We start from the raw sequence: 25196 nt of genomic DNA on the forward strand, positions 1-25196 counted from the left end.
GTCGCAAAGTTTCAAAATGGCAAGTTTTGGTGGCATAGGCTACCATCACACAATCTTTAAATTTTAAAGGAGAACAAATGTTACTCAACACAGGAGCGCAACGGTCAATCACAGGACACGCAGTAAGTGGCGGAGTAGCGGGAATCTTACTCGCTTCATATATGAATTACAAAGACTACAAAGAGGGCAAAATCTCACAAGAAAAAGCACTCAAAAACACGCTAACAGCAGGCGTGCAAGGCGCGGTGATTACCGCGTGTGCGATAGGCGTGGCAAACGCAGTAGGGAGCAACAAAGGTGCATTTCAAGCCCTGCTAGAATCTAGCGCGTATCTGTGCGCGGGCGTGGCGGGCGTGTATGTCATCGATAGTATCGCAAATGATAAAAAATTACTCAAAAAATAGGGGGGAAAAATGGCAACAAATCAAAATACCAATAACGCAAATACCGCAAACAACTTGGATACTTTGCAAAGCAATCCTTACATAAACAATACCTCAAACAATGCAGGGCAGGGCTTTGCAAATAACCAAAACAATAATGCGCAAAATGCTCAAGGACTTAACAACGCGCAAAATAGCAATGCGCAAGGCTTTGGCAATCAAAGCGCAAATAACGCAGGCTTTAATAGCACAAACAACGCGCAAAATTCTCAAGGTTTTAGCAATCAAGGCTTTAATAACGCCCAAAATCAAAACGCCCAAAATTCCGCTACAAGCGCACTTAGCTCGTTTTTTAATTCGGGCAATTCACAGCAAGATTTCTTAAAAGGCGCGTTTATCGGGGCAGTGGCGACTTTTATTTTGACAAACAAAGACGCACAAAGCGCGATTTTTAAAGGGTTTGCCAAAATCTCAAATCTTTTTGAAATGGGATTAGAGGAGCTAAAAGAGCGATACGAGGACGCGAAAGCAGAAGTGGATTCTCAATAAAGAGGCGCGGTTAAAATGGCTTCAAAAGTTTCACAAAACGCCTTAGAGTCTTCAAGCACAAAAACAGCGAAAAAAATCCCACCCGTGCGTTTAAAACTCATTCACAGCACGGCAAATCGTGCGAGATTTTCGTATGCGCTGCATAAAGGCGGGGCGATTCAAGCTGTGCCACTGCGACTATCTGTGGAGGCGATAGATGGCGTGAAAGGCGTGCGTGTCAATGATATTTTGCATAATATTATCATTAGCTATGAGGGAGGGCAGGGCGAGCTAGCGCGATTAGAAAAAGAGATTTTTCACACACTTACAAATCTGCTCACCACTTCAAAGCGCAAGATTTCAGAATCTAGCATTTTTGCTTTGCGTGATGAGATTCCAAGCTCTGCTGAAGTGGTGCGTTCGGCAACCGCGCTTATTAGCGAGCCTTTTATCGTGCCACAAGTGCCAAAAGCCGCATTTAGCGCAATCGCAGCATTTCCATTGCTAAAAAGTGGCGTAAAAGAGGCATTAAGCGAGGGCGTTACTTCGCGCGTTTTGGAGGCTATGGCGGTGGCGATTTCGCTCTATCGCTCCGATTTTCGCACGGCAAATTCTACGAATTTTATGCTGACTTTGGGCGAATATATCGAAGAAATGACAATGTATAAAAGCGATGATTTGCTCCAAGAGCTTAGCAAGCCTCAAGGTGGCGAAGCGTGGGTAGAGAAGCACATAAATGGCAAAAGCGATTTGGTGCTAACCAAAAGCGAGGATTTGCAAATCGGCGATATTGTCGTGGTGGGCGCGGGCGATAGTATCTTAATCGATGGGCATATCATCTCTGGCGAAGCAATGGTAAATCAAATCTCAATGACAGGCGAAGCCACGCCTGTGAAAAGAGCGCGGGGCGATAGGGTGCTATCTGGCACGATTGTCCAAGAGGGCAAAATCAAAATCTGGGCAGAGAGCGTGGGTAGCCAAACCGCCACCGCGAGAATCAAAAACTATATCCAAGAGACACTTACCCAAAAATCTAGTATTCAGCTCTCCGCCTCTAAAATGGCTGATAGCCTCGTGCCAATTACTTTGGGGCTTGCCATTCTCTCGTATGTGTTTAACCGCGATTTGACACGCGTGGCAAGCGTGCTTCAAGCGGATTATTCCTGCGCTTTGAAGCTTGCCACCCCTGTGGCGTTTAAATCCGCAATCTCTAGTGCGGGAAAAAATGGTATCATCATCAAAGGTGCAAAAAGTTTAGAATCACTCAATGAAGCCGAAATCTTTGTCTTTGATAAAACAGGCACGCTTACCAAAGGCGAACTTGAAGTCGTGCAAGTGCATAGTTTCTCGCCACAATGGGATAAAGAGCAGATTTTAAATCTTTCAGCGAGCATTGAGGAGCATTATTTCCACCCTGTGGCTGAAGCGGTGGTAAAGGCAGCGAGGGAGCGCAAGTTTAACCATATCCACCACGATGAAGTTACATTCATAGTCGCGCACGGGGTCAAAAGCCAAATCAATGGCAAAGAAGTGCTTATTGGCAATCGGCATTTTTTAGAGGACGATGAGGGCGTGGATATGCGTGCGCACGAAACCAAAATCAAATCACTTCTAGATTCTGGACATACGCCGTTATTTATCGGCTATGACGGGGAATTGCTAGGACTTATCTTGCTTAAAGATACGGTGCGACACAACGCCAAAGAAGCATTAGCGCGCTTGCGCAAAAGTGGCGTGAAACAAATCGTAATGCTAACGGGCGATGAGGAAAACAAAGCGCGTGAAATCGCAAATGAACTAGGAATCGATAGATTTTACGCCAAACTTTTGCCAACCCAAAAAGCAGAGATTTTAGAATCCATAATGAATGAGGGGCATAAAGTCGCCTTTGTAGGGGACGGAATCAATGACGCCCCCGCGCTTATCAAAGCACACAGCGGAATCGGAATGTGCAAAGGTGCTGACATCGCCAAAGCAAGCGCGGACATTGTGCTTTTGAAAGACGACATTGAATCTGTGGCGGACGCCAAAGAATACGCATTATCGTGCCTAAACAAAGTCAATAAAAACTTCAAAATCACCGTGGTGGTGAATAGCGCGATTTTAGCCCTAGCGACATTTGGGAAACTCTCGCCCATACAAACGGCGTTTTTGCATAATGGCACGACAATCGGGCTATTGCTAAACGCGCTTCGTGGCATACACTTAAGGAAAAAATAATGCCTCTAATGCCCTTAGCGTTGATTGGTTGCGTGGTGCTATTTTATAAAGTGGCAAAGGGGAGTGTCAAAAAGATGAAATTAGGAAAAACAAAAAAATCACAACATAAGGAGCAATAATGAATACAACAAATAAAGCAAGCATTTCACGCCCTGCAAAATCTCGCGTAAAGAGCGAAACAAAGGGCATATCAAGCACAAAATCTAGCGCGAAAAAACCGCGCACATTGCAAGCAAAAAATACCACAAATACCGCAAGTAAGTCTAGCGTGCTAAAATCTAGCCTAAAGCCTAGTGTAAGCAATGGCACAAAGAGTGGCACGACACACTTAAATGGGGCAAAATCAAACGATTCTAAAACCTCAAGCCTAAGCCTAAAAACCCTGCAAGTCGCAGAGCTACTCACTTCGGTAGAATCTAAAAGGGAATTTGCAAAGCTAGGAATGAGTGCTTCACTGCTTGTATGCGTGGGGAGCGCGTTTTTTAAAGGTAACTTCGCACGAAATCTACATATCGCCTCTGGCGTGGCGTTGGTTGGGTTTAGCATTTGGCATCATAGCTTGTATGAGAAAAAATAATCTACACTTAGCAAGGATTGGCTTTAAAGAGCGTTGTGAAATACTGCAAAGAGTGTGAGTGAGCGAAAGCACCAAAAAAACAAAAGCCCAATCTAAAAGGCAAAAAATGAAGCGAATCGTAGTGATTTGTTGTGCGTTTGCGTGTGCGATATGTGCTAATCCTATGCACCCAAATCTATTTGAAGCGCAATCGAGTAATTTTATCCACGATTTGCGCTATGGCACGATAGATAATTTTATGGGTGTGAATCTTTACAAACATTTTGGATTAGATAAATGCTTTTTGCATAATGATTTGGGCGAGCGCGTAAAAAGGCTTAGCGAGATTGCAAGCAAAGAGCGCGTAAAAATTGTGTTTTTTGACTGCTTCCGTCCGCAGAGTGCGCAAATAAAAGCGTGGGAAAAGATGAGCGATGAGCGATTCGTGGCAAATCCATATAAAAATGGCTCAAATCATTCGCGAGCAATCGCGCTTGATGTGGGATTAGCAGATGAAAATGGCGAGATTTTAGCGATGCCTAGCGAGTTTGATGAGTTTAGTCAAAAGGCGTTTAGCGATTATAAATGCACCAAAGCAGAGGCGCAAAAATGCGCCAATAGAGAGAAGCTAAAAGCGATAATGAAAGAGGCTGGATTTAGGGGGATTAAAAGCGAGTGGTGGCATTATGAAGCGGACTTTACGCGAGATTCTCTCCCGCTTGATACATCTCAAATCCGCGAAACATATCCATTGCTTGATTTACCTTAAATGTGAGATTTGGAAATCATCTTATATCAAATTTGGCTACGATATGTAAAACCTTAAGAAGTTTTTAATTTGATTTAAGTTAAAATTCGCAAATTGTTAAAAACTTCAAAAAAGGCAAAAATTTATGCAAAATCTTATAAATCAATCCGTTAGATTCAAGAGATTTGATATGCTAGATTCTCGCATTCTACACGCTTATCGGGGGGGGGCCATACCCTTTATTTAACTGATTTTTTACACCACTTATTCCAAACTCGCGCATTAAATTTTAAAAAGCCACTTTATTATTTCCCCCACCATTGCGGATGGGGATTAAGGGGACTGGTAAAATCCCGTCATTGCGAGGCGCGTGAGCGTAGCGAACGCAACGAAGCAATCCACAAAACTTCACACCACACCAAAGGAATCCAAATGATTACTTAAGTTTATATTTTCGCGCTTGTTAGATTCGCACACCAAAAATGGCAAAGCAATCTTTTGGATTTTAAGTCGGCGGTTAAGACAGATTCGCCCCAAAAGGCGAATAAAATTTCAAAATATAGAAAGGACAAAAAATGGCAAAATCAAAAAGTTCAGCAAGAGGACCGATAAGAGGTGATAATAGGACTAGGCGAGGATTATCTAGGACGACAGCACAAAGAAAAGGCGATAGAAAAAGACGCAAAAAATAAATGGAGGTGCAAAATGGCAAAATATAGTCCAAAAACAAAACTCAAATTAAAAGAGTTGGTAGATGATTTGAGCATACATTTAGGCGACATTGATACGAGTGCGATTGCTGATATGTCATATCTTTTTAATGATAGCGAACGCACGGATTTTAGCGGGATTGAGAAATGGGACACTTCAAATGTCGTAAGTATGGAGGGTATGTTTTATGATTCATATTTCAATCACAACATAAATGATTGGAATGTTTCTTGTGTAAGCAATATGTATTGTATGTTTAGCAATACTCCATTTAATCAACCATTGGATAAATGGAATACTTCAAGCGTTTGCACTATGGCAAATATGTTTGAAAATTCACCTTTTAATCAACCGATAGGTAATTGGAATGTTTGTGAGGTAGATAATATGTGCAGAATGTTTAGTAGCACACCATTTAATCAACCGCTAAATGATTGGGATACTTCAATGGTTGCTAGTATGGAGTATATGTTTTACAGGACACCTTTTAACCAACCATTGGATAAATGGAATACTTCTAATGTCGAAGATATGTCAAATATGTTTTGCAATACGCCTTTCAATCAACCGATAAATAATTGGAATGTCTCAAATGTATCAAATATGAGCGGTATGTTTGAATATTCGGCTTTTAATCAATCATTGGATAAATGGAATGTTTCAAGTGTGAAATATATGTCAAATATGTTTGCGCATTCTGCCTTTAATCAGCCATTAGACAAATGGAAAACTTCAAAAGTGGTAGAGATTAAAAATATGTTTGATAATGCAAAGTTTTTTATGCAAAATATTGATTCGTGGGATATTTCAAAGGTTTCTAACGATGATATAAAAAAGGTGTTTAAAAATCTAACACAATCACAGCGCAAAACGCTAAAATTGCCAAATTGGTGGCTTAAAAACTTTGATGACTCAAAAAATTTGATTGATTTGAATGTCTTTGACGCTTTGGTGATTGGCGAACAGCGCAAAGAAGCATATATGGTTGAATTGCATTATGATAGGATAATGGAGATTCACAAAAAATACCCCGACAAACTTACAGCAATGGCTGATTTGGCAAAATCTGATAATTGGAATTATAAAGCTGTGATAGGATATAGCCCAAATGCGATTAGTGCTAGTGATTTGAAATTTTTTATCGGTATGGATAAAGAGCAATGCGAATCTATATGCAAAAATTCGTTTTTAGCGATAGTAGCAACGCTCAATGACGACAAAATAAATGAAATTTTGGGCGTATTTGACACCAAAATAGACGCTCTGGAATCTATCCCATATAAAGATGAAAATTGCTATTTGGGCTATCAACCCACTAGCACAAATGACATTTTAGGCAAATCGTTTAGTGCTACGCAAAAAGCATTTGAAAATATATGTATTGGCGTTTATGGGCAGTATTGGTGGGTAGAAGTCGATAGCAAGGACATTATCACTAAAATCATCAAAGTAATTGATCTTGAAAAATCAAAAAGCAAATATGAAGAGTCGGGCTGTGGGAATCTCATCAAAGAAGCCAAACAATACAAAGATGATTTGCCAAAGGCAAGTGATAATTGTCGCTTTGAATTGATTGAAGCAGTGGAAAAAGACGATGAGGACGAGGATGAATGCTATGACGATGAGGATTGGGACGATGATGATGACAAGTAAAACTTTTTGGCGAATCTTTGATGAGATTCGCCATATTTTAATTTCAACACAAAGGATAAACAATGACAAATGAAAATGTAGAAAATGTAGAGAATCGTGGTGATTTGAGTGTAGATTCAACCAAATCTACTCCAAAAACTTTACTTTTAAGCGAATTTATGCGCGAAAGCGGATTAAAACCAGATGAAAAAAGCGGTAAATTTATCCCAAAGAGTAGGCACATCAAAGATTTGGTGAATTGCACAGATGATTGCTTGGAGAAGACAGACAAACTTATTAGCTTAAAGCGAATCGACACGAGAGACATTACGAGTATGAATCGGTTATTTGAAAATAGCACAAGGACAAAAGAGGAATTTGACGGGATTGAGGATTGGAATACTTCAAATGTAACTTCATTTGCTTATGCGTTTAGTCGTGCGGAATATTTTAATAGCGACATTAGCGGTTGGGATGTCAGCAAAGGAAAAGGGTTTTATTATATGTTTTTTCACGCGCACAATTTCAATCAACCCATCGGCGAAAAGTGGCACACAAAAAGTGCTAAAAATATGAGAGCGATGTTTTGCTTTGCGACAAAATTCAACAATGGCGGAAAAGATTTTGGCAAAAATTGGGTGATGGACAATGTCGATTTAAGCGCGGAAATGTTTTACAATACGGATAATTTCAACGCAGGCGGACTAAATGAGTGGAATATGACAAATATCAAAAAATGCTGGTCTATGTTTAGAAATGCAAAGGCGTTTAATCAGCCACTTGATAAATGGGATATGCCAAATTGCGATTCTTTTTACTCAATGTTTTATGGTGCGGAATCTTTCAATCAAAATTTAAGCGCGTGGGGGACAAGGCTAGGTAAAGTAAAAGGTATGGAATATATGTTTGCCAATACGAAGTCGCTAAATCAAACTTTTGATTGGCAAATATTAGCGGATTGCTATACTGATAATATTATCAAAGGCAGTCCATTACAGCTTAAATTAACTAAAATCAGCGATGGCAAAGAACAACAAAAAGAAATTTTGCAAGATTCAAGCCAAAATGCGATAGATTCAGTCAAACAAGCCTATCAACTTGCCTCCGACATAAAAGAATTTAGAATCTATCAAATTGTCAAAAATGATAAAAATCTCATTGACAAAGATTACAAAAACGCGCTAGATTCGTTTGTAAATCCGCAAGAGTGGCAAAAATGCGATAGAAAAGAGCTTTATAGTTGGCTACCAAAAAATATTCGACAATCTTTTGAAATCTATCTATCTAAAAAGCAAGGCGATAAATCTTGCAAGGCAGATGAGAGCAAATGGGATTTTATCTGCTATAAAGTTTTTGATTATATCTTTATGATAGAAGTGGGCGATAAGGAAAATATCCTTAATATCTCGCAAAACGCACTAAAAAAGCACGATAAACGAACGCTGATAATAAAACAAGAACCTTTTGATGATGACGATGAAGATTATGATTTTGGGGAGCGCAAGATTCATTACCAAAGCAATTCTTTGCATATTAGTTTGGAGGATAGCAATGAAATGTATATCTACAATGGCAACACAAACAAAGATACGCAAAATAGCAATCGAATCCTAAATATCATCGGTGCTTTGATACTTGCAAAGGCGTATGAAAGCAAAATGTATGATTTTAACAAAATGGCACGAAGCACAAAAGGCGCGAATCTAATGCAATGTCATAAAGAGATTTGTGCTTTTGATTTGAAATATTACCAAGATACGCCTGTGCTGGTTTATAATTCTGCTTTGGTGGAATTTTGGGAGGAACTCTCAAAGCGATATAAGATAAATGATAAGCATAAGGAATTGCAAGAGACGATTACGCGAATCGCACAGCTTGTGAGTGATGAGATAAGGGAGAGGGAGAATGAATCTAGAAATAGTTTGAATACTAAAATAGCTATTGCAACGGTTATAATTGGGTTTTTATCTTTGCTTGGTGCAATTTTGGCTGCAATTCCTGTGATACAAAATCTGCTAAAATAAAGGGCATAAAATGGGACTTTTTGATAAAATTTTTGGTGTAAATAAAGATTCGCCATATTTTAATTTCAACACAAAGGATAAACAATGACAAATGAAAATGTAGAAAATGTAGAGATTCGCGGTGATTCAAGCGCAGATTTGCCTGAATCTACTCCAAAATTATCTTTAAGTGAATTTTTAGCGCGTGAATCTATCCCGCAAAATGACAAAGGGCAGTTTATGCCCGATAAAAAACAGCTTAAAATGCTAGTAAATTGCGTTGATGATGATACGGGCAAACTCATTAGCTTAAGGCGAATCGACACGAGCAGAGTTACAAATATGAAAGCGTTGTTTTATAAAAGTGCGCGGAGCGATTTTGATGGCATTGAGGATTGGAATGTCAGCGGTGTCGTGGGCTTTGAGCTGTGTTTTGCGCAGTGCAAGACATTCAATGCCAAAATCGAACAATGGGGCGATAAGATAGCAAATGTGCGGACTTTTGAGGCGATGTTTTGGGGTGCGGAGAGTTTCGATAGACCCATTGGGGCGCATTGGGATACGAGCAGTGCGACAAATATGATAAGAATGTTTTCTCAAGCAAAGAGTTTCAACAACGGCGGAGAGCCCTTTGGCGAGAAATGGAAAATGGATAAAGTCGGTTGGACTTGGGAGATGTTTTGGAATGCGGAGCGATTCAATCAGCCCATAAATCATTGGATTATGTCTAGCGTAACGAAGTGTTTTACAATGTTTATGGGCGCAAAGGCGTTTAATCAGCCTTTGGATAAATGGGATTTGTCAAATGCTGTGAATTTAGGAAGTATGTTTAATAAGGCAGAGAGTTTCAATCAAGATTTAAGTGCGTGGGGCGACAAGCTAGGCAAAGCGCAAAATATGAGAAGAATGTTTGCCGATACGAAGTCGCTAGATATAAACTTTTTGCAAGATTGGCAAATACCAGCGGATTGCAATACTGATAATATTATCAAAGGTAGCAAATTAGAGCAAATCTTAAAAACAGCAAAAACTCAAAGTATTGATGAGAAAAAACAAGAAACCAAACGCAAATTGAAACATATTGCTAAATTTACAATTAGTCAAGTCAAAGATAGTGATTTAATTCAAAAAATTTGCGAAAATTTAAGCGAAAATAAGGGGTTTGTAGTTAATAAAAGCAGCTGGATACCGCGCAACATTTTAAACAACTATAAAGTTTATTTAGGAAAAGACAACGAGAGTAAAAACGGCAAGGATAAAATCATAAAAGCAGATATTGATGATTTTGAATATGCGTTTTGCAGGGTATTTGATGATATAGATTTCGTTATAACAATAGATGATACTAGTCCGCTTGATAAGGTTGAAAATATCAATAAATTTGAAATTTATCAATCTAGTAACATTAAAGACTTTAATGAAATTAACGGGGACGATGAGACGAGCGAGTATGACAAACCTTACACGATAAGCAAGGATAATAATTTGGAATTTTATCTTGCTGATGCGAGTATGCTTATTATCAATAAATCGCAAAATGAAAACATTGGCGATAATAGCAATACAATTTCAGACATTATAAACGCTTATATTTTAGCCAAAGCCTATAAAGCCAAAATGCAACAACTAAACACTTTGGCAAGTGAATATAAAGAAAAAAATTTTTGGGGCAAAACGCTTGATTTTCTTTGTTTTTGGAGAAATGATACACTACATAAAGTCCATAAAGACATTTGCGCTTTTGATTTAAAATACTATCAAAAAGACCCTGTGGATAAAAATAAGGTAGTCCTTGATATATGGCGTGAAATGTCAAAGTCGTATCTTGTGGCACAAACACACGATGAGCTAAAAGAAACGATAAAACAAGTCGCTGAACTTGTAAGTGATGAAAATCAAAAGAGATTTAACTATCTTATGTTTGCCGTTGCTATATTTACTGCATTTGGCGTGGCACTTGACATATATCGTTTTTGTAAAGGCAATTAAATTTTTAAAAGAGGATTCAAAATGGGGCTTTTTGATAAAATTTTTGGTGCAAGTAAAGATTTAGCACAGGATTCAAAGCAAAATTTGGCAAAAGATTCGCCAAAAGATTCAGCACACGATTCGCGTAAAGATTCGTTATTGCGAGGTTGGTTTATGATAAGGAGAAAAAATGATACAGCTTAAATCAATAGTTAGAATAGGGGTGGTTAGCGGGACAGCTTTGCTGATAAGTATCGCGTTTAGTGGATTTAGCGGTGCGCCACAATGTGATGATAAAGAAGCTATGAATCAAATGGCAGATGACTTCACCACAAAACTAGCAGATGAATATAGAGGAAAATATCCTAAATTATCTTATAAAGAAAATTTGGATTTGGCAGCCCAAATAGATAAAAGAATTGAAAATATTGCTACTAAATCCATAGATACAAAACAAAGACAAACATCGTGCAAAGCGACAGTGTGGATTATGGAAGTGCCTTATCGCAAGCGTGATATTGAATACAATGTGCGATATGACGATGATGGTAAAGTCGAACTTGAAATTACAAACTATGATGAAATGTTTTACTAATCTATGCGAATTCTTTATATAAATCACAATAGATTCACAAAAGGGGGCACAATGAAGCGGACTTTGCGATTTTGTGTGATATTTTTGGCACTTTTCTTTATCGCGTGTGGCACAAATCAACCACAATATGTGGATTCACGCGATTTTGTTAGCTTTGGGTTGGACAATCACGACATTGGCGATATGCTACAAAAGCAAGTGGATTCACTACTAAATCACCCAACTATAAAAAAGCAAAATAAGCCAAAAGTCTTAACAATCGGCGCGATAGAAAACAAAACCAATGACAACATTGACATTGAAATCATTGCAAACGAGCTGACAAGGCATTTAAGCAACAGCGGGAAATTTGTCATCGTAAATGCGGGGAGAGATAAAAAAATCGAGCAAATCATTAAAGATTCGCGCAAACTGCGCCAAAATGCCGAGTATAATCAATACACCACAATCGAGGAGGGCAACTTATCCGCACCTGAATACGCAATTACAGGCAAAATCACACAACGCACCAAAGCAATAGGCGATGATGAAATCAACGAATATGTGTTTTCATTCACGCTCACAGACTTGCAATTAGGTGCGGTGCGGTGGGCGGATACTAAGCAAATCTCTAAAAAACTCCCCAAAAAAGAAGTGGCAAATTTTAACGCGAATCTCAATATATCAAAACCCACAGATTCACAAGAATCTACCGCAAATAGCGCAATAGATGAATTAGTGAAATATGAGACGAATCGCAAAAATTACCTTATTTTTGGTTTTGATATAGGGTTGTTTAATAAGGGGTTGTTGGATATAGGGACATTTTATACAGATGCTGGTAGAAACCATCCTATCGGGAATGGCGATGAAAGCAATCTAAATACATTCCCACTAAATATTAGAATGGGATATTTGCGCAATATGGATAACTCTAGCATTGCGATAAATGCGCTATATAATTCTACTATTGACATAGCAAATGAAAGTGAATTTAATTTGGATGGCTATTATATGCGCACTTTGGATATAAGAAGTGTGGTTTGGGTGCAAAAAGTAGGTGGAGAAATAGTAAAATATTGGCGTTTCTCTTCAAATAAAAACAAAGAATCTCATTTTTATTTGGGTGTTGCCGTAAATAAAAGTTTTGATTCAAAGATAAATATAAAAATCAACGCAACTAGCGGTAATAAAATGGAAAAGGTAAATGTAGAGCGCAAATTAGATGCGTTTGATGCGACTTTGAAACTTGGTTGGATATGGTATATCAACAAAAATATGGGATTTACATACGAACTTAATTACAACTTCCCTTTTGGTGGTTATAGTTTGACATCTGGCTTTGGGTGGCTAGTGCTTGGATTGCAATGGAGATTATAAAGTGGATTGGGTGAATTTAGGTGGCATTCGCCACATATTGTTATTTGAGGAGCATTTAGGAATTGGGGAAATGTAATCAAAGGTGAGGGGATTTTGAGATTAAAGGCACTTAGATTCTATTAAAATCCAAGTGCTTTAAGGTTTTCTCCGCCGAGTATGTGAAAATGCAAGTATGGCACTTCTTGGTTGGCGTCTTCGCCGATGTTGGTTAGGACTCTATATCCTGTCTTATCAAGCCCCACAGTTTGTGCCACTTCTTTTGTAAATTCACACAAACCCTTTAAGACATCTGGGCTAGCACTTTGCAAATCTTTCACACACACTTTAGGGATTGCGAGTATATGCACTCTCGCCTTAGGCGCAATGTCATAGAACGCCAAATAGTCATCATTTTCTAAAACTTTGTTGCATTGGACTTTTCCAGCTACGATTTTTTCAAATATATTCATACGCAATCCTTTGTTATTTTATAGAGAATCTAAAAGCAATAATCGCACCATAAGCAAATTATTTTAGGATTTTGGGCGAAAAGCTTTGATAACTTCCTCATTTGCTACAATGTAGCCACCACCGATTAAATCCACACAATATGGAATCGCGGGAAACACAGCCTCCAAGCATTCCCTGATACTTTTTGGTTTGCCGGGTAGGTTGAGGATTAGGCTTTTGCCGCAGATTCCAGCACTTTGCCTTGATAAAATCGCCGTTGGGACATATTTGAGGCTTACTTGGCGCATTAGCTCGCCAAATCCGGGTAGCATTTTTTCACACACACTTTGGGTTACTTCTGGGATTATATCGCGTGGAGCTGGACCTGTGCCCCCTGTGGTAACGACTAAATCACAATGAGATTCGCACATTTGACGCATTGCTTCTTGCAATGGTGCAAAATCATCACTTATGATTCTATAATCAAACTCACACGGATTTTTGATAAACTCACTTAGCACTTCTTTAATCGCTATGCCAGAAATATCCTCGTATTCGCCTTTAAATGCTCTATCCGAAGAGACTAAAATGCCGATTTTTATAGGTTGTGGGGTATCCATTACTTCTCCTTAATGCCAAGCTGTTCTATTGTATTGTAGAGAGTAATTTTTAATGTGAGGTATATAAGAGCGAGTTTATACAAGCAAGCTAGAGAATCTAACTTGCTTGCTGAGTTTTAAGGTTATTTTTTGATTTCTTTAGCGTATAAAGAAAGTCTTTCTTGGGCTTTCTTTTGCTTAAATACACTCTCATTAACCTTGTCTGCATTTGTGGCTTTGCCAACTTGAATGATTCCAACCATACCCATCGCTGTGTGAGGAGTGCATTCATACACATACACGCCCTCTTTGCTTAGGACAACGCTAAACTTCTCGCCTTTTTTCATTGTCGCACCGGGAGATTTAAAATCTTGTGCTCCAGCAGGGATAACCACACTTTTTACATTATGTGTCGGGTCAGTAGCTACAAAAGTGATTGTATCACCGGGTTGTGCATACACAAAGCCCGGCTCAAATACTTGTGCCCCATCTTTGCCTTTGTTAAGCAACTCTACTGTGTGTTCCGCACTAAAAAGCGAACTAAAACCAATCAAAAGTGTCATCAAAACAGCTTTTTTCATTTTCTGTCCTTTGTAAGTGAAATTCTTGCTACTTTTTATGATAGCAATTACTACAATCTTACAATATTTTTATTAAAAATTCGTATATTTTTGCATAAAAAATTACAAAAAAATCATTTTAGTAATTTTTGCCATTATTTATGTAATTTAAATAAAACACAATATTTCGCATAGTAAGCACTTTAGCGATTATATGGATTGCAAGATTATAGAGAGAAAGTATTCCGTGCTAAGGTTGAGAGATTTTTCTACAAGTTTTGTGTTGCCGTGCGGGACGAATTTATCATCAAGCTCAAAACTTTTAAGTGGTGTTTGTAAATTTGCCTTTGCCATAGATTCTAAAATGGCACTTCCCACACCACCTAAATAATAGCTATCACTAAATACAAAAGCCATCTTGTGTGTGCGTAAGAGATTGTGGAGTAAGTGCTCATCGAGCGGTTTAATAAATCGCAAATCAAGCAAGGTTGGATTATATCCCTTTTGTTTTAATGCCTTATAGGTTTCATTTGCTCTGCCTACACCATTCCCATAGCCTATGAGTAAAATATCCTCACCTTGTGCGAGAATCTCTGCTTTGCCAAGAGTAAATGCACTTGGCGCGTAATCTCCGCTCGATAGCACAAAGCTTCCGCGCGGATAGCGAAATGCACTTGGCGCGTAATCACAAGACACAGCGAACTTCACCGCTTCACGCAAGGTGTCATTATCGCGAGGAGCAAAAAGCACCATATTTGGCACTATACGCAAATATGCAATATCAAGCAGTCCTTGATGAGTTTCGCCATCTTCGCCTACGATTCCCGCTCTGTCAATACAAAAGCGCACAGGCAAGTTCATAATACTTGTATCGTGGATAATTTGGTCAAAAGCGCGTTGGAGAAATGTCGAATAAATCGCCACAAATGGTATAAAGCCTTCTTTTGCCATTGCTGCCATTGAGGTAACGGCGTGTGGTTCAGCAATCGCTACATCCCAAAATCGCGTGCAATCAAACTCAATGAGAGAATCTAGACCCGTTCCGCTTGGCATAGCTGCCGTTACACCCACGATTTTTGGATTTTGCTTTGCCTCTTCTAGCAGAGTTTGAGAGAAAATTTTTGTAGGATTTGGAGTTGTGGTAGTTTGGATAGGCTTACCACTTTGCAAATCAAAGGCACTCACGCCGTGCCATTTTTCAAATTTGCCCTCAGCGATTTCATAGCCCTTGCCTTTTGTGGTTTTGGCTTGGATAATGACAGGATTTTTTAGCTTAGTAGCTTTTTTTAGCGTGGAGATGATAAGTTCGATATTATGCCCATCAATAGGTCCTATATAATCACACCCAAGCTCCTCAAAGAGCAAGCCGGGCGTTATGAGTTTAATTGATTCTTCAAATCGCCGTGCTAGATACGAGGCACTTTGCGGTAGTTTAGAGAGAGCTTGTTTAAACTTTGAGCGCATTTTTTGATAAGGTGAGGAAGCAAGCATTTGTGAGAGGTAGTTGCTTATCGCTCCAATGGGCTTTGAGATACTCATTTCATTATCATTTAAGATAATAATAACGGGATATTTACGCGCGCCAAGTTCATTTAACGCTTCATACACAAGCCCAGCACTCATACTCCCATCGCCAATAAGCACGATTGGAATGCGTTTTTGCTTCCTTAAGTGGAAGCTTTTTGCCACACCAAGCGCAATGGATAGTGAAGTAGAGCTATGACCAGCGATAAAGTAATCAGCATTTGATTCTGTGGGATTGCAAAATCCACTAATACCGCCAAAAGTGCGCAGTGTATGGAAATCTTCCCACCTACCTGTGAGGAGTTTGTGTGCGTAGGCTTGATGAGAGACATCAAAAATAAAGGGGTTTTGCTTGTAATCAAACGCAGTGTGCATTCCTAAAATAAGCTCAACCGCACCAAGTGTAGAGCTTAAATGTCCCCCGTTATGGCTGACCGTTTGTAAAATTTTTGCGCGAATACCTTGCGCAACGGTCTCTAGCTCAGCTATACTCATCGCGCTCAATCGCTTAGAATCAAGCATTTTTTTTGCTTTATTGGATTTGTTTTGGAGTAGGGATTCTGTATTTTGTGATTTTTGTGCTAAACACTCATCTTGTAAAATGTTAGAATCTAGCTGTTTGCTCTTTGTCATCGTTATTCATCACGCATATTTTCAAGCACTGATTGTTTCATATTTTTATAGCGGGTTAAAATATTACCATCAATGTTGCCTTGATTGCTCATTATTACCACACCTCCCATCGCTACTGCGTGGTCAGATATGATATTAACTTTTTGAAGGTCGTTGTCTTGGACTTTTTTAATTTCCTCCTTTAAGTAGAGGTAATCTTGTGGATTTACCTTGATAGTGATATTTGTCGCATCGATAATAGAAGCTAAGAGTTCCTTTGTAAGGGCGAGGGCAACTTTTTGGCTATTATCCTCGATTTCTTTTATCACCACTTCTTTGGCAATATCCACCGCAATCCCGCTAAGTTCTTTTTCTAATTCTTGGATATGGTTTTGGGCGTCTTTTTGTGTATTTTCAAGGGTAATTATCGAATCTATGATGATTTTTTTCTGCGCGTTAATCTCATCTTCTAACTCTTTTTTAATATCTTCTTTTGCTTGTGTGTAGCCGTCTTTGTATCCTTCTTCTTTGGCACTTGTGATGCGCTCCTCACTTTCAGTTTGGAGTTTTTCAAATTGCAACTGCAACTTAGCAAGCGATGAAGAGAGTTCATCGGTTTTTTGCAAAAGCGTGTCGATTAGCTCCTTTTCTAACGCAGCCATTAGCGGTGCTTGAGGGATAGAATCCACAGCTCCTTCGCCATTATCAGATTCCATATTTGCTTCTGTTTTATCGGCAAGCACGACGGTCTTAAACTCATATTTACTCACATCGTGTCTCCTCACGCTTCGTTGATTGATGATATTTTCTTGATTAAACAACCATATCGTCCTGTTCGCCTAGTTGGATTACACCCTGCTCGCTGAGAGTTTGCACCACCTCGACAATTTTTCTTTGTGCATTTTCTACATCACGCACGCGCACTGCACCTAAGAATTGCATTTCCTCGATGAATTGCTCGCTCGCTCTTTGCGACATATTTGCCATAAATTTTTGCTTCAAGCTATCATCGGCACTTTTTAGTGCAAGTGTTAAATCTTTTTTATCCGCAACTTTGAGAATCTCTCTAATCGCATTATTATCAAGTTTATTAACATCTTCAAAGGTAAACATCATCTCTTTAATTTCGGTGGCAAGTTGGGCATCGATTTGCTCGATATGTGCGATAGTCGCTTTTGCCGCTTTTTGTCCGAGTCGGTTGAATATTTCTGCCACCGAGCGAGTTCCACCAACTTCGACTTTGTAAGTAGTAAGAGATTCTAGTTTATTTTCTAGCACAGCTGAAACCCTTTTTACAACATTTGGAGATATATCGCCCAAATTCGCCATTCTAATAGCAACTTCTGCGCGTAAATTGTCATTAAAATATCCAAGTGTTTCAGCTGCGCTACCAGCGTCCATATGAGCTAAGATAAGCGCAATGGTTTGAGGGTGCTCGTTAATAATAAAATCTGCGAGTTGTTGTGGGCGGATTTTTGCAAGATAGGCAAAGTTTTGCGCCGATTGCATTGTTTTTGCAAGTTTGTCTAAAATCGCCTTTGCTGCCTCTGGTCCTAAAGACTTGATAAGCAAGTCGCGTGCGTAATCCATACCACCTGTGTTAATGTATTGGTTGGATTGGAATATAATGTAAAATTCCTCTAAAACAGCTGCACCAATGCTTTTATCCATACTGCCAAGCTGTGCAATTTGCTTAGAAATCTCTGTAATGGAATCTATATCGAGGTGGCGGAAAATTTCACTTGTGATTTCATCGCCAAGCTGAATAAGCAAAATTGCAACTTTTTCACTCATTGAGAGTTCATCATATTGCGCTCTTTGTCTTGGGGTGAGATTTACTGCCATATTTTACCTCTTTTAAGTATTAGCTTACATTGACTTCTAATTCATCTTTAATGAGTGTTTGGAATAATGCCGCGATTTCTTCTGGACGCTCTTGTATTACATTTCTCATTTTTTCCAAAATCACTTCATATTTGACTTCATCTTCATTAAACGAACCTCCGCTAAGCTGGTCTTCTACCCGCTTGCGTAACTCACTAAAGCGATTTAAATCCTCCTCGCCATCATCATCAAGGGCAAGAAGCGATTCAACCTCTTCATCTTCTTCTTCTTGGACTTCAAGCATTCGCTCAGCAAATGGTGCAACAATCTTTTTATAAAAGATAAATAGGACCACAGCAACGATAAGATATTTAATAAGTGGCATAAATGGTGAGAGGTATTTTTCAATCGTATCTGAAAAGCTCTCCCAAGCCTCTTTTGGTTTGTATCCAGCCGTTGAGGCATTAAACTCAAAGTTTGTTACCTTGACAAAGTCATTTCGTGCTTCATTGAAAGAAATTACCGCCTTTACGGTTTCTTCAATTTCTTTTAAATCTTGTTCGGTGCGCGGGATATATTCAAGTTTTTGCACTCCATTTTCATCAACGATTTCGCGGTAACTTCCATCAACCACCACACCAGCACTTACGCGCAAGAGTTTGCCAATAGGGCTTTTTACTTCACTTACCGTCCTATCAACGACATAGTTCTTTTGCTCATCAGTCTTGCTTCTTTCATTGACGATATTGGTATCTTCTAAGCCTTGCACAGGACCAATATTGCTTACTACACCGGGCACGCCACCGATTGGGGCTTCTTTTACACCTTTTTCGTGTTCTTCAATGTTGCGTTCTGCGGCGATAACATTGTTACCAAAAATTTCTTGGGTTTGTTTGACTTGGCTGAAGTCATACTCTAGGCTTACTTGTGCTCTCACGCGACTTTCATCGCCTACAATATCTTTTAGGGCTTCAATAATCTTGCGTTCATACGCTCGCTCTTGATTGATTTGAAATTTTCGTTGTTGCTCAGCGAGTTTCATCATTTCGTGCTGCTCGCTTGCTTCATTGACTTCGCCTAGCAAGTCGCCATCTTGATTGACGATTTTTACGCGTTCTGGAGTTAGGCTCGTTACAGAAGCGGCAACAAGATTTTTAATCCCTAAAACTTGAGATTGTGTCAAATCCATTCCTTGTCGCAAATGGATTTTCACCGAAGCCGTAGGAGGTATGGCTTGCTTGGCGAAGACAGACTTTTCTGCTGGAGCGATAAGCACACTAGCAGATTCTATGGCTGTAATGCTTTCAATGGTTTTTGTGAGCTCACCCTCTACGGCTAGTTGGTATTTTGTTTGCTCTCTAAAATCTGTATCACCAAGATTATTGTTTTCTAAAAAATCATCAAAGCCGATTTTTTTGCCCTGTTTGGGAATCCCTTGTGAAGCAAGGCTTATACGCTGTTCATAAACCTTATCACTTGGCACTAAAATTGTGTTTTCATTCGGAATCTTATAAGGGATTTTATTTTGCTGGAGGTTTTGGATAATTAGTGCGCTATCGCTGGCATCTACGCCATTAAAGAGCACCGAGTAACCCTCGTATTCATTTGTATTTTCCTCAAAACGAAAGACCACAAGAAAAGTCAAAAATAAAATGAGGAAAATAAATGTCGATAAGATGATGATTCGTTGGCGTTTATTAACGCGTCCTAGTAGCTTGGCAATCTGTTCCAAAATTAGCTGAAAATTCAATTCCCACTCCTTTAGTCTTAGAATTTACGCTTTAGAAATAGCATTTATGAAATCAAAGTGTAGCAAAAAAATTAGCAATTTGTAACAAAACTTTATCATTTTGTTCTTTTTTGCCGATAGTTACACGAAAAGCATTTAATCCGTAACTTTCAAGATTCCTTATAATCAACCCACGCTCTAGTAGCCATTGGCATAGCTTATGAGATTGGAAACCCTCGCACATATAGGTAATGAAGTTTGTATAAGATGGGATACACTCGATTCTATGCTCTTTTGCGAAGTTTTCATAGCGAATCATTTCTTTAAAGTTACTCTCTAATGTCATTTGGACAAATTCCTCATCTTGCAACGCACATATCGCTGCCTTTAGGCTTAGTGTGGTAATGTTAAATGGTGGGCGCACTTTATGCAGGGCTTGTATGAGATTGCTTTGCGCGATACCATAGCCTACACGCATTCCACCAAGTCCATACACCTTAGAAAATGTCCCAAGATACACAACATTTGGGAATCTTTGAATAAGTTTGGCGGGATTGAGTGCGCAAGCATTGTCTTTGTAGCTTGCATATTCTTGATATGCGCCATCGAGCACCACAAGGCATTCTTCATCGATTTGAGTGATAAAATCCTCTATTTCTTTGGCGCGCAAACATTCTCCTAGTGGATTGTTTGGCACACAGAGGAAAATGACATTGGGCTTTTTTTGCTTATATATATCCAAAAATTGCTCTAAGTTATGCGCATTATCAGAGGTTTTAAGCACATTGTAGCCAAAAAGTTTGGCATAAATGCTATACATTGCAAAAGTTACGCCCGCTTGGAGAATCTGTGCAGTTTCTCTATGCACAGCGTGCAGGCAAAATTCGATAATCTCATCACTTCCTGAGCCAATGATAAGATTTGTAGAATCCACACCAAATTTTTGTGCTAACGCGTTTTTTAGCTCGTAATATGAATCATCGGGATACAGACTCATATTGCCGACATATTGTTGAATAGTTTGGATAACTTTTGGTGAAGTGCCGTATGGATTTTCGTTGCTGGCAAGTTTGATAATATCCTCGCGCGCTATGCCATATTCGCGCACTACAAGTTCAATGGGCTTGCCAGCTTCATAAGGCGCGATAGAATCTAAAAGTGGGTTAAAACGCATTGTAATCCTTTATTGTTCTAAAATTTTCAAAGGCTTTAGTGTGAAAAATGCTTGATTGTATCTAATTTCTGCTAAAGTTTTTGTAAAATTTTACACTTATAGATTAACTTTCATAGGGAGCGTAAATGCTAGAAACACAAAATAGCGATATTATGAAGATTTTTAGGGAATATGATATTCGTGGTATTTTTGAAAAGGACTTAAATCAAGTGGTTGTGTTTAATGTTGGGCGCATACTTGGATTAGAATTAAAGGCGCGTGGTGAGGAGTGCATAAGCATTGGCTACGATGCTCGCACGCATTCACCAATTTTATTGTCTTGGCTTAAAAGTGGCTTTGAGAGCGAGGGGATTGAGGTGTATGAATTAGGATTGATTCCCACGCCTGTAGCATATTTTGCAACATTTAATACAATAGATAATGTTACTTGCAAAAATTCCGTAATGATTACAGGTAGCCACAATCCACCACAATACAATGGCTTTAAAATCACCTTGCAAAATGCACCATTTTATGGAGAGCAGATTAGAAATCTTGGCATAAAACTTGTAAGCGAATTGCAAAACCACCCATTTAGGGAATCTAAAAGCCCCAAGATTCACAAAATTGGTGCGTTGCAAGCGTATATTGATTTTTTAACCACACAATTTGAATCGTTGCGTAATTTTCCTTATAAAATCGCCGTTGATTGTGGCAATGGAGTGGCTGGTGTGGCAATCAAAGATATTTTAGATTCTCTCCATATTTCTTATACACCATTATTTTTTGAGCCAGATGGCACATTCCCTAATCATCACCCAGACCCAAGTGAAGAAGAGAATCTGCACGATATAAAGCGCACAATGAAAGACGCACAAATCCCTATTGGTATAGCCTTTGATGGTGATGCGGATAGATTAGCGTTGTTGAGCGAAAATTATAGCTACAAGGGCGATGAGCTAGCGATTTTATTTGCAAGGGAAATGGCTTCACGCGGGATTAAACCCATTGTCGTTGGCGAAGTGAAATGCTCGAGTGTAATGTATGATGAAATTGGCAAGATTGGCAAGGCGGTGATGTATAAGACAGGACATTCAAATTTAAAAGTCAAGCTAAAAGAGTTAAACGCCCATTTGGCTGCTGAAATGAGTGGGCATATTTTCTTTAAAGAGCGATATTTTGGCTATGATGATGCTATTTATTCGGCTTTTAGGGCGTTAGAACTCTTTTTGCACCATAGCCCTAAAGAGATAGAAACTCAAATAAAATCCCTCCCAGCAATGTTTTCTACCCCAGAAGAAAAGATACAAAGCACAGAGGAGCAAAAATTTATCCTTATTGAGAATCTAAAGGCAATGTTGTGTGCGATTCAAAGTGTGCAGCAATCAAACAATCCCTCTATGCCAAAGGAGCTTACAAATATTGATATAAGTAATTTTCCGCTAATTAGAGAGATTATTGATATTGATGGATTGCGTGTTGTTTTCCCTAATGGCTGGGGATTACTGCGTGCGAGCAACACCACACCTGTGCTTGTGAGCAGATTTGAAGCAGACACTAAGGAGATGGCATTGACATACAAGCAAGCAATGCTTACCCTTTTGCGGGCTTGTGAGTAAGACTTTATTAAACTTAAGGAGTGATTTTGACCGTATATGAGCAGTTTTTAGGGAGTTTTGCAAGGGATTTTTTGCGCTCTAGAGAGTTTGGCGACATCACACTTTGCAATCCGCTTGATATGCACTTACACCTGCGCGAGGGACAAATGCTGGAGAGCGTTTTGCCATTTAGTGCGCGCGCTTTTGTGTCCTGCCTCGCAATGCCAAATCTAAAAACACCACTTACAAATACTTCCGTAGCACTAGATTACCAAGATACAATTCTCAACCTTGCAAATCAAAATGGGATTAAAGATTTTTTCCCCATTGTAAGTCTCTACCTCACAGAAACTCTTAGTAAAGATGAGCTTAAAAAGGCTAAGGAAAGTGGATTAAAGATTCTTAAACTTTATCCAAAAGGTGCGACTACGGGTAGCGAAAGTGGTATAAAAGAAGTGCTTGGCGAGAATCTCCTTGAAATTTTAGCTTACGCGCAAGATTTGGGCTTTATACTTTGCATTCACGGGGAGAGCGCAGGATATTGTTTAGATAGAGAGTTTGAGTTTTTGCCTGTGTTTGCCTTTTTGGCAAAAACCTTCCCAAAGCTAAAAATCATCATCGAGCATATTAGTGATTCTCGCTCACTTACGCTACTAGAGGAGTTTGAGAATCTTTATGGCACACTGAGCTTGCACCACATTTTATTAAGCCTTGATGATGTTATGGGTGGGTTAATGCGCCCTGATTTATTTTGTAAGCCAATGTTAAAAAGCCCAAGAGATAGGGACGCGCTTTTGCAAATCGCATTAAGTGGCAATCCAAAAATTGCGTTTGGTTCAGATTCCGCGCCACATTTATCCTCACAAAAATATTCATCTCACGCACCGGGCGGTATTTTTTCTGCGCCCATACTTTTGAGCGTCCTTGCAAGTGCGTTTGCATATTTTGATAAACTTTCTAATCTCCAAGCCTTTGTGAGTGATAACGCTATGAGTAACTATCAACTCCAAAACTTTATAGATTCGCATTTGCAGGCAAATGGGGTGGGAGCGAAAGTCATCACGCTAAAAAACGAAATATGGGAGATTCCAAAGTCTGTGCCCTGTGGTAGTGATAACATTTCTGTGCTTTTTGGTGGATTAGAGTGTGGGTTTAAGGAGAGCTAAATGAGCCCAAAAGATTTTGCTTCCATACAATCTTCGCACCCTAAGGTAAAAAAAAGCAACGCACTCAGAGCCAAAAGGAGAAAAAAACTTCGCTTTCCACTTGTGTATTTTTTGCTTTGTGCGATTTTATATGTGTTTTGCATTCCTATATTTTTAGCTTCAAGTTTGCGCTCCAAGCATAAAGATTCTATCCCGCAGCGATTTTTTGCTTCGCATTTAAGCCTTTTGGTTGAGCCACATTTTTGGTTTCACGCGTGTTCGTTTGGCGAAGTGCGCTCACTAGAGCCTATTATCAATGCACTTTTAACGCAACAAAGCGATTGTGTTATTTTGATTACTACCATTACACACACAGGGAATGCAGAAGCAAGGCGACTTTTTAGCGATAAATATCCAACACGCGTATTTGTGAAGTATTTGCCTTTTGAGATTTTTCTCCCGCTGTGGCAAGGCAAACTTGATAAACTTAAAAGCCTCGTGGTTATGGAGGCAGAGTTGTGGAAAATGCTCTTTTTTGTGGCAAAAAAATCAGGGGCAAAGACTTTTTTGCTTAATGCGCGAATCTCAGATAGAAGCTATAAAAGTTATCAGCGGTTGCGAGAGTTTTATGCGGGGATTTTCAAATATATCGATGTGGTGCTTGCTCAAAGTCAAAAGGACAAAAAGCGTTTGCAATCGTTTAAATCACGCAATGTAAGTGTATTTGGGAATCTTAAAATGCTCAATCCTCCAAAACCAACAAAAAATTATGATAAACCAAACAAACTTGTCGTGCTTGGGGCAAGCACACATAAAGGCGAAGAGGAATGTATCTTGCGTGCATTTTCGCAACTTCAAAAAAAAGAGCCTTTTTCATTACTTATTCTTGCACCGCGCCACCCAGAGCGATTTATCGAGGTGTGTAAAATGCTACAATCTCGTAATGTAGCATTTGCGCGCTTTAGTCAAATTGATGGACTTGATTCAAAAAATGCGAGTGTGATTGTGCTAGATACGCTTGGTGAGCTTATCAATATGTATGCTATTAGCGATGTGGTTGTGCTTGGTGGCTCATTTGTGCCAAAGGTCGGTGGACATAATCCACTTGAGCCTGCGTTTTTTGGCAATAGGCTTATTAGCGGGAAATATATTTTTAACCAACAAGCACTTTTTGCTTGCGTTTCTGGAGCGCAACTCATAGATTTAAATGCGCTTAGCAATGCTTTGCTTCATTATAAATCCTTGCCACAATCAAGCGTGCATTTTAGAGAAAATGGGTTAGAAGAGATTCTTATGTTGATTGGATAATTTAATGATTTG

22 protein-coding genes are annotated in these 25196 nt (G+C 39.1%); 14 read left to right on the forward strand and 8 right to left on the reverse strand.

Annotation, left to right across the window (positions count from 1 at the left end; translation table 11 throughout):
• Positions 1 to 77: 77 nt before the first annotated feature.
• The 11 genes from ACWIWK_RS08005 (at position 78) to lpoB (ending at position 12703) form a co-directional block, all read left to right on the forward strand.
• Positions 78 to 404: a hypothetical protein gene (locus ACWIWK_RS08005; protein ID WP_454152273.1), complete on the forward strand. Its 327-nt coding sequence runs from the start codon at positions 78 to 80 to the stop codon at positions 402 to 404.
• A 9-nt stretch (positions 405 to 413) separates the two neighbouring features.
• On the forward strand, positions 414 to 932 hold the full coding sequence (locus ACWIWK_RS08010) for a hypothetical protein (RefSeq protein WP_454152274.1): 519 nt from the start codon (positions 414 to 416) through the stop codon (positions 930 to 932).
• 15 nt (positions 933 to 947) lie between these two features.
• The gene (locus tag ACWIWK_RS08015) at positions 948 to 3131 is read left to right on the forward strand and encodes a heavy metal translocating P-type ATPase (protein ID WP_454152275.1); all 2184 of its coding nucleotides are present in this window, start codon (positions 948 to 950) and stop codon (positions 3129 to 3131) included.
• 118 nt (positions 3132 to 3249) lie between these two features.
• A complete protein-coding gene (locus ACWIWK_RS08020; RefSeq protein ID WP_454152276.1) occupies positions 3250 to 3708 on the forward strand; it encodes a hypothetical protein in 459 nt (152 codons plus the stop codon).
• Between the two features lie 58 nt (positions 3709 to 3766).
• Positions 3767 to 4456 (forward strand): M15 family metallopeptidase, encoded by a 690-nt coding sequence (locus ACWIWK_RS08025; RefSeq protein ID WP_454152277.1) that lies wholly within the window; start codon positions 3767 to 3769, stop codon positions 4454 to 4456.
• Between the two features lie 684 nt (positions 4457 to 5140).
• A complete protein-coding gene (locus tag ACWIWK_RS08030; RefSeq protein WP_454152278.1) occupies positions 5141 to 6799 on the forward strand; it encodes a BspA family leucine-rich repeat surface protein in 1659 nt (552 codons plus the stop codon).
• A 62-nt stretch (positions 6800 to 6861) separates the two neighbouring features.
• Positions 6862 to 8802 carry a BspA family leucine-rich repeat surface protein gene (locus ACWIWK_RS08035; RefSeq protein WP_454152279.1) on the forward strand — a complete coding sequence of 647 codons (1941 nt, stop codon included), beginning with the start codon at positions 6862 to 6864 and terminating at the stop codon, positions 8800 to 8802.
• 84 nt (positions 8803 to 8886) lie between these two features.
• Positions 8887 to 10770 (forward strand): BspA family leucine-rich repeat surface protein, encoded by a 1884-nt coding sequence (locus ACWIWK_RS08040; RefSeq protein WP_454152280.1) that lies wholly within the window; start codon positions 8887 to 8889, stop codon positions 10768 to 10770.
• 21 nt (positions 10771 to 10791) lie between these two features.
• Positions 10792 to 10953, forward strand: coding sequence for a hypothetical protein (locus ACWIWK_RS08045; RefSeq protein WP_454152281.1), 162 nt, complete (start codon positions 10792 to 10794; stop codon positions 10951 to 10953).
• Positions 10940 to 11344 (forward strand): hypothetical protein, encoded by a 405-nt coding sequence (locus ACWIWK_RS08050; protein ID WP_454152282.1) that lies wholly within the window; start codon positions 10940 to 10942, stop codon positions 11342 to 11344. Before ACWIWK_RS08045 ends, ACWIWK_RS08050 begins: the two co-directional genes overlap by 14 nt.
• Before the next feature lie 51 nt (positions 11345 to 11395).
• On the forward strand, positions 11396 to 12703 hold the full coding sequence (gene lpoB, locus ACWIWK_RS08055) for a penicillin-binding protein activator LpoB (protein WP_454152283.1): 1308 nt from the start codon (positions 11396 to 11398) through the stop codon (positions 12701 to 12703).
• A gap of 119 nt (positions 12704 to 12822) precedes the next feature.
• Here lpoB and ACWIWK_RS08060 read toward each other — a convergent pair whose 3' ends face one another.
• The 8 genes from ACWIWK_RS08060 to hisC form a co-directional block, all read right to left on the reverse strand.
• Positions 12823 to 13152 carry an HIT domain-containing protein gene (locus ACWIWK_RS08060; RefSeq protein WP_454152284.1) on the reverse strand — a complete coding sequence of 110 codons (330 nt, stop codon included), beginning with the start codon at positions 13150 to 13152 and terminating at the stop codon, positions 12823 to 12825.
• Between the two features lie 63 nt (positions 13153 to 13215).
• Positions 13216 to 13752 carry a molybdopterin adenylyltransferase gene (gene mog, locus ACWIWK_RS08065; protein WP_454152285.1) on the reverse strand — a complete coding sequence of 179 codons (537 nt, stop codon included), beginning with the start codon at positions 13750 to 13752 and terminating at the stop codon, positions 13216 to 13218.
• Positions 13753 to 13874: 122 nt separating this feature from the next.
• Entirely contained in the window at positions 13875 to 14312 is a 438-nt protein-coding gene (locus ACWIWK_RS08070) for a pseudoazurin (RefSeq protein WP_454152286.1), read from the reverse strand.
• A gap of 189 nt (positions 14313 to 14501) precedes the next feature.
• Positions 14502 to 16448, reverse strand: coding sequence for a 1-deoxy-D-xylulose-5-phosphate synthase (dxs, locus tag ACWIWK_RS08075; RefSeq protein ID WP_454152287.1), 1947 nt, complete (start codon positions 16446 to 16448; stop codon positions 14502 to 14504).
• A gap of 2 nt (positions 16449 to 16450) precedes the next feature.
• A complete protein-coding gene (fliH, locus tag ACWIWK_RS08080) occupies positions 16451 to 17248 on the reverse strand; it encodes a flagellar assembly protein FliH (RefSeq protein ID WP_454152288.1) in 798 nt (265 codons plus the stop codon).
• Entirely contained in the window at positions 17241 to 18272 is a 1032-nt protein-coding gene (gene fliG, locus ACWIWK_RS08085; RefSeq protein WP_454152289.1) for a flagellar motor switch protein FliG, read from the reverse strand. The genes fliH and fliG overlap by 8 nt, the downstream gene beginning before the upstream one ends.
• Before the next feature lie 19 nt (positions 18273 to 18291).
• Complete coding sequence (fliF, locus tag ACWIWK_RS08090) at positions 18292 to 20001, reverse strand: flagellar basal-body MS-ring/collar protein FliF (protein ID WP_454152290.1); 1710 nt, start codon at positions 19999 to 20001, stop codon at positions 18292 to 18294.
• A 52-nt stretch (positions 20002 to 20053) separates the two neighbouring features.
• Complete coding sequence (hisC, locus tag ACWIWK_RS08095; RefSeq protein ID WP_454152291.1) at positions 20054 to 21154, reverse strand: histidinol-phosphate transaminase; 1101 nt, start codon at positions 21152 to 21154, stop codon at positions 20054 to 20056.
• 125 nt (positions 21155 to 21279) lie between these two features.
• On the opposite strand from hisC, the gene ACWIWK_RS08100 reads away from it, so the two are divergent.
• The 3 genes from ACWIWK_RS08100 to waaA are packed head-to-tail and all read left to right on the forward strand — an operon-like array spanning position 21280 to position 25184.
• Positions 21280 to 22752, forward strand: coding sequence for a phosphomannomutase/phosphoglucomutase (locus tag ACWIWK_RS08100; protein WP_454152292.1), 1473 nt, complete (start codon positions 21280 to 21282; stop codon positions 22750 to 22752).
• Between the two features lie 26 nt (positions 22753 to 22778).
• Positions 22779 to 23897 (forward strand): dihydroorotase, encoded by a 1119-nt coding sequence (pyrC, locus tag ACWIWK_RS08105; RefSeq protein WP_454152293.1) that lies wholly within the window; start codon positions 22779 to 22781, stop codon positions 23895 to 23897.
• Complete coding sequence (gene waaA / locus ACWIWK_RS08110) at positions 23898 to 25184, forward strand: lipid IV(A) 3-deoxy-D-manno-octulosonic acid transferase (protein WP_454152294.1); 1287 nt, start codon at positions 23898 to 23900, stop codon at positions 25182 to 25184.
• Positions 25185 to 25196: the final 12 nt, after the last annotated feature.

The organism is Helicobacter sp. 23-1048, assembly GCF_053654545.1.

Excerpts from the sequence above, each read along its gene's own strand:
- fliG (WP_454152289.1), bottom strand. The coding sequence starts at position 18,272 with ATGGCAGTAAATCTCACCCCAAGACAAAGAGCGCAATATGATGAACTC.
- mog (WP_454152285.1), bottom strand. The coding sequence starts at position 13,752 with ATGGATACCCCACAACCTATAAAAATCGGCATTTTAGTCTCTTCGGAT.
- ACWIWK_RS08010 (WP_454152274.1), top strand. The coding sequence starts at position 414 with ATGGCAACAAATCAAAATACCAATAACGCAAATACCGCAAACAACTTG.
- ACWIWK_RS08060 (WP_454152284.1), bottom strand. The coding sequence starts at position 13,152 with ATGAATATATTTGAAAAAATCGTAGCTGGAAAAGTCCAATGCAACAAA.
- waaA (WP_454152294.1), top strand. The coding sequence starts at position 23,898 with ATGAGCCCAAAAGATTTTGCTTCCATACAATCTTCGCACCCTAAGGTA.
- ACWIWK_RS08045 (WP_454152281.1), top strand. The coding sequence starts at position 10,792 with ATGGGGCTTTTTGATAAAATTTTTGGTGCAAGTAAAGATTTAGCACAG.
- ACWIWK_RS08005 (WP_454152273.1), top strand. The coding sequence starts at position 78 with ATGTTACTCAACACAGGAGCGCAACGGTCAATCACAGGACACGCAGTA.
- lpoB (WP_454152283.1), top strand. The coding sequence starts at position 11,396 with ATGAAGCGGACTTTGCGATTTTGTGTGATATTTTTGGCACTTTTCTTT.
- ACWIWK_RS08100 (WP_454152292.1), top strand. The coding sequence starts at position 21,280 with ATGCTAGAAACACAAAATAGCGATATTATGAAGATTTTTAGGGAATAT.
- ACWIWK_RS08070 (WP_454152286.1), bottom strand. The coding sequence starts at position 14,312 with ATGAAAAAAGCTGTTTTGATGACACTTTTGATTGGTTTTAGTTCGCTT.
- ACWIWK_RS08015 (WP_454152275.1), top strand. The coding sequence starts at position 948 with ATGGCTTCAAAAGTTTCACAAAACGCCTTAGAGTCTTCAAGCACAAAA.
- ACWIWK_RS08030 (WP_454152278.1), top strand. The coding sequence starts at position 5,141 with ATGGCAAAATATAGTCCAAAAACAAAACTCAAATTAAAAGAGTTGGTA.
- ACWIWK_RS08035 (WP_454152279.1), top strand. The coding sequence starts at position 6,862 with ATGACAAATGAAAATGTAGAAAATGTAGAGAATCGTGGTGATTTGAGT.
- ACWIWK_RS08050 (WP_454152282.1), top strand. The coding sequence starts at position 10,940 with ATGATACAGCTTAAATCAATAGTTAGAATAGGGGTGGTTAGCGGGACA.
- hisC (WP_454152291.1), bottom strand. The coding sequence starts at position 21,154 with ATGCGTTTTAACCCACTTTTAGATTCTATCGCGCCTTATGAAGCTGGC.
- ACWIWK_RS08020 (WP_454152276.1), top strand. The coding sequence starts at position 3,250 with ATGAATACAACAAATAAAGCAAGCATTTCACGCCCTGCAAAATCTCGC.
- ACWIWK_RS08040 (WP_454152280.1), top strand. The coding sequence starts at position 8,887 with ATGACAAATGAAAATGTAGAAAATGTAGAGATTCGCGGTGATTCAAGC.
- dxs (WP_454152287.1), bottom strand. The coding sequence starts at position 16,448 with ATGACAAAGAGCAAACAGCTAGATTCTAACATTTTACAAGATGAGTGT.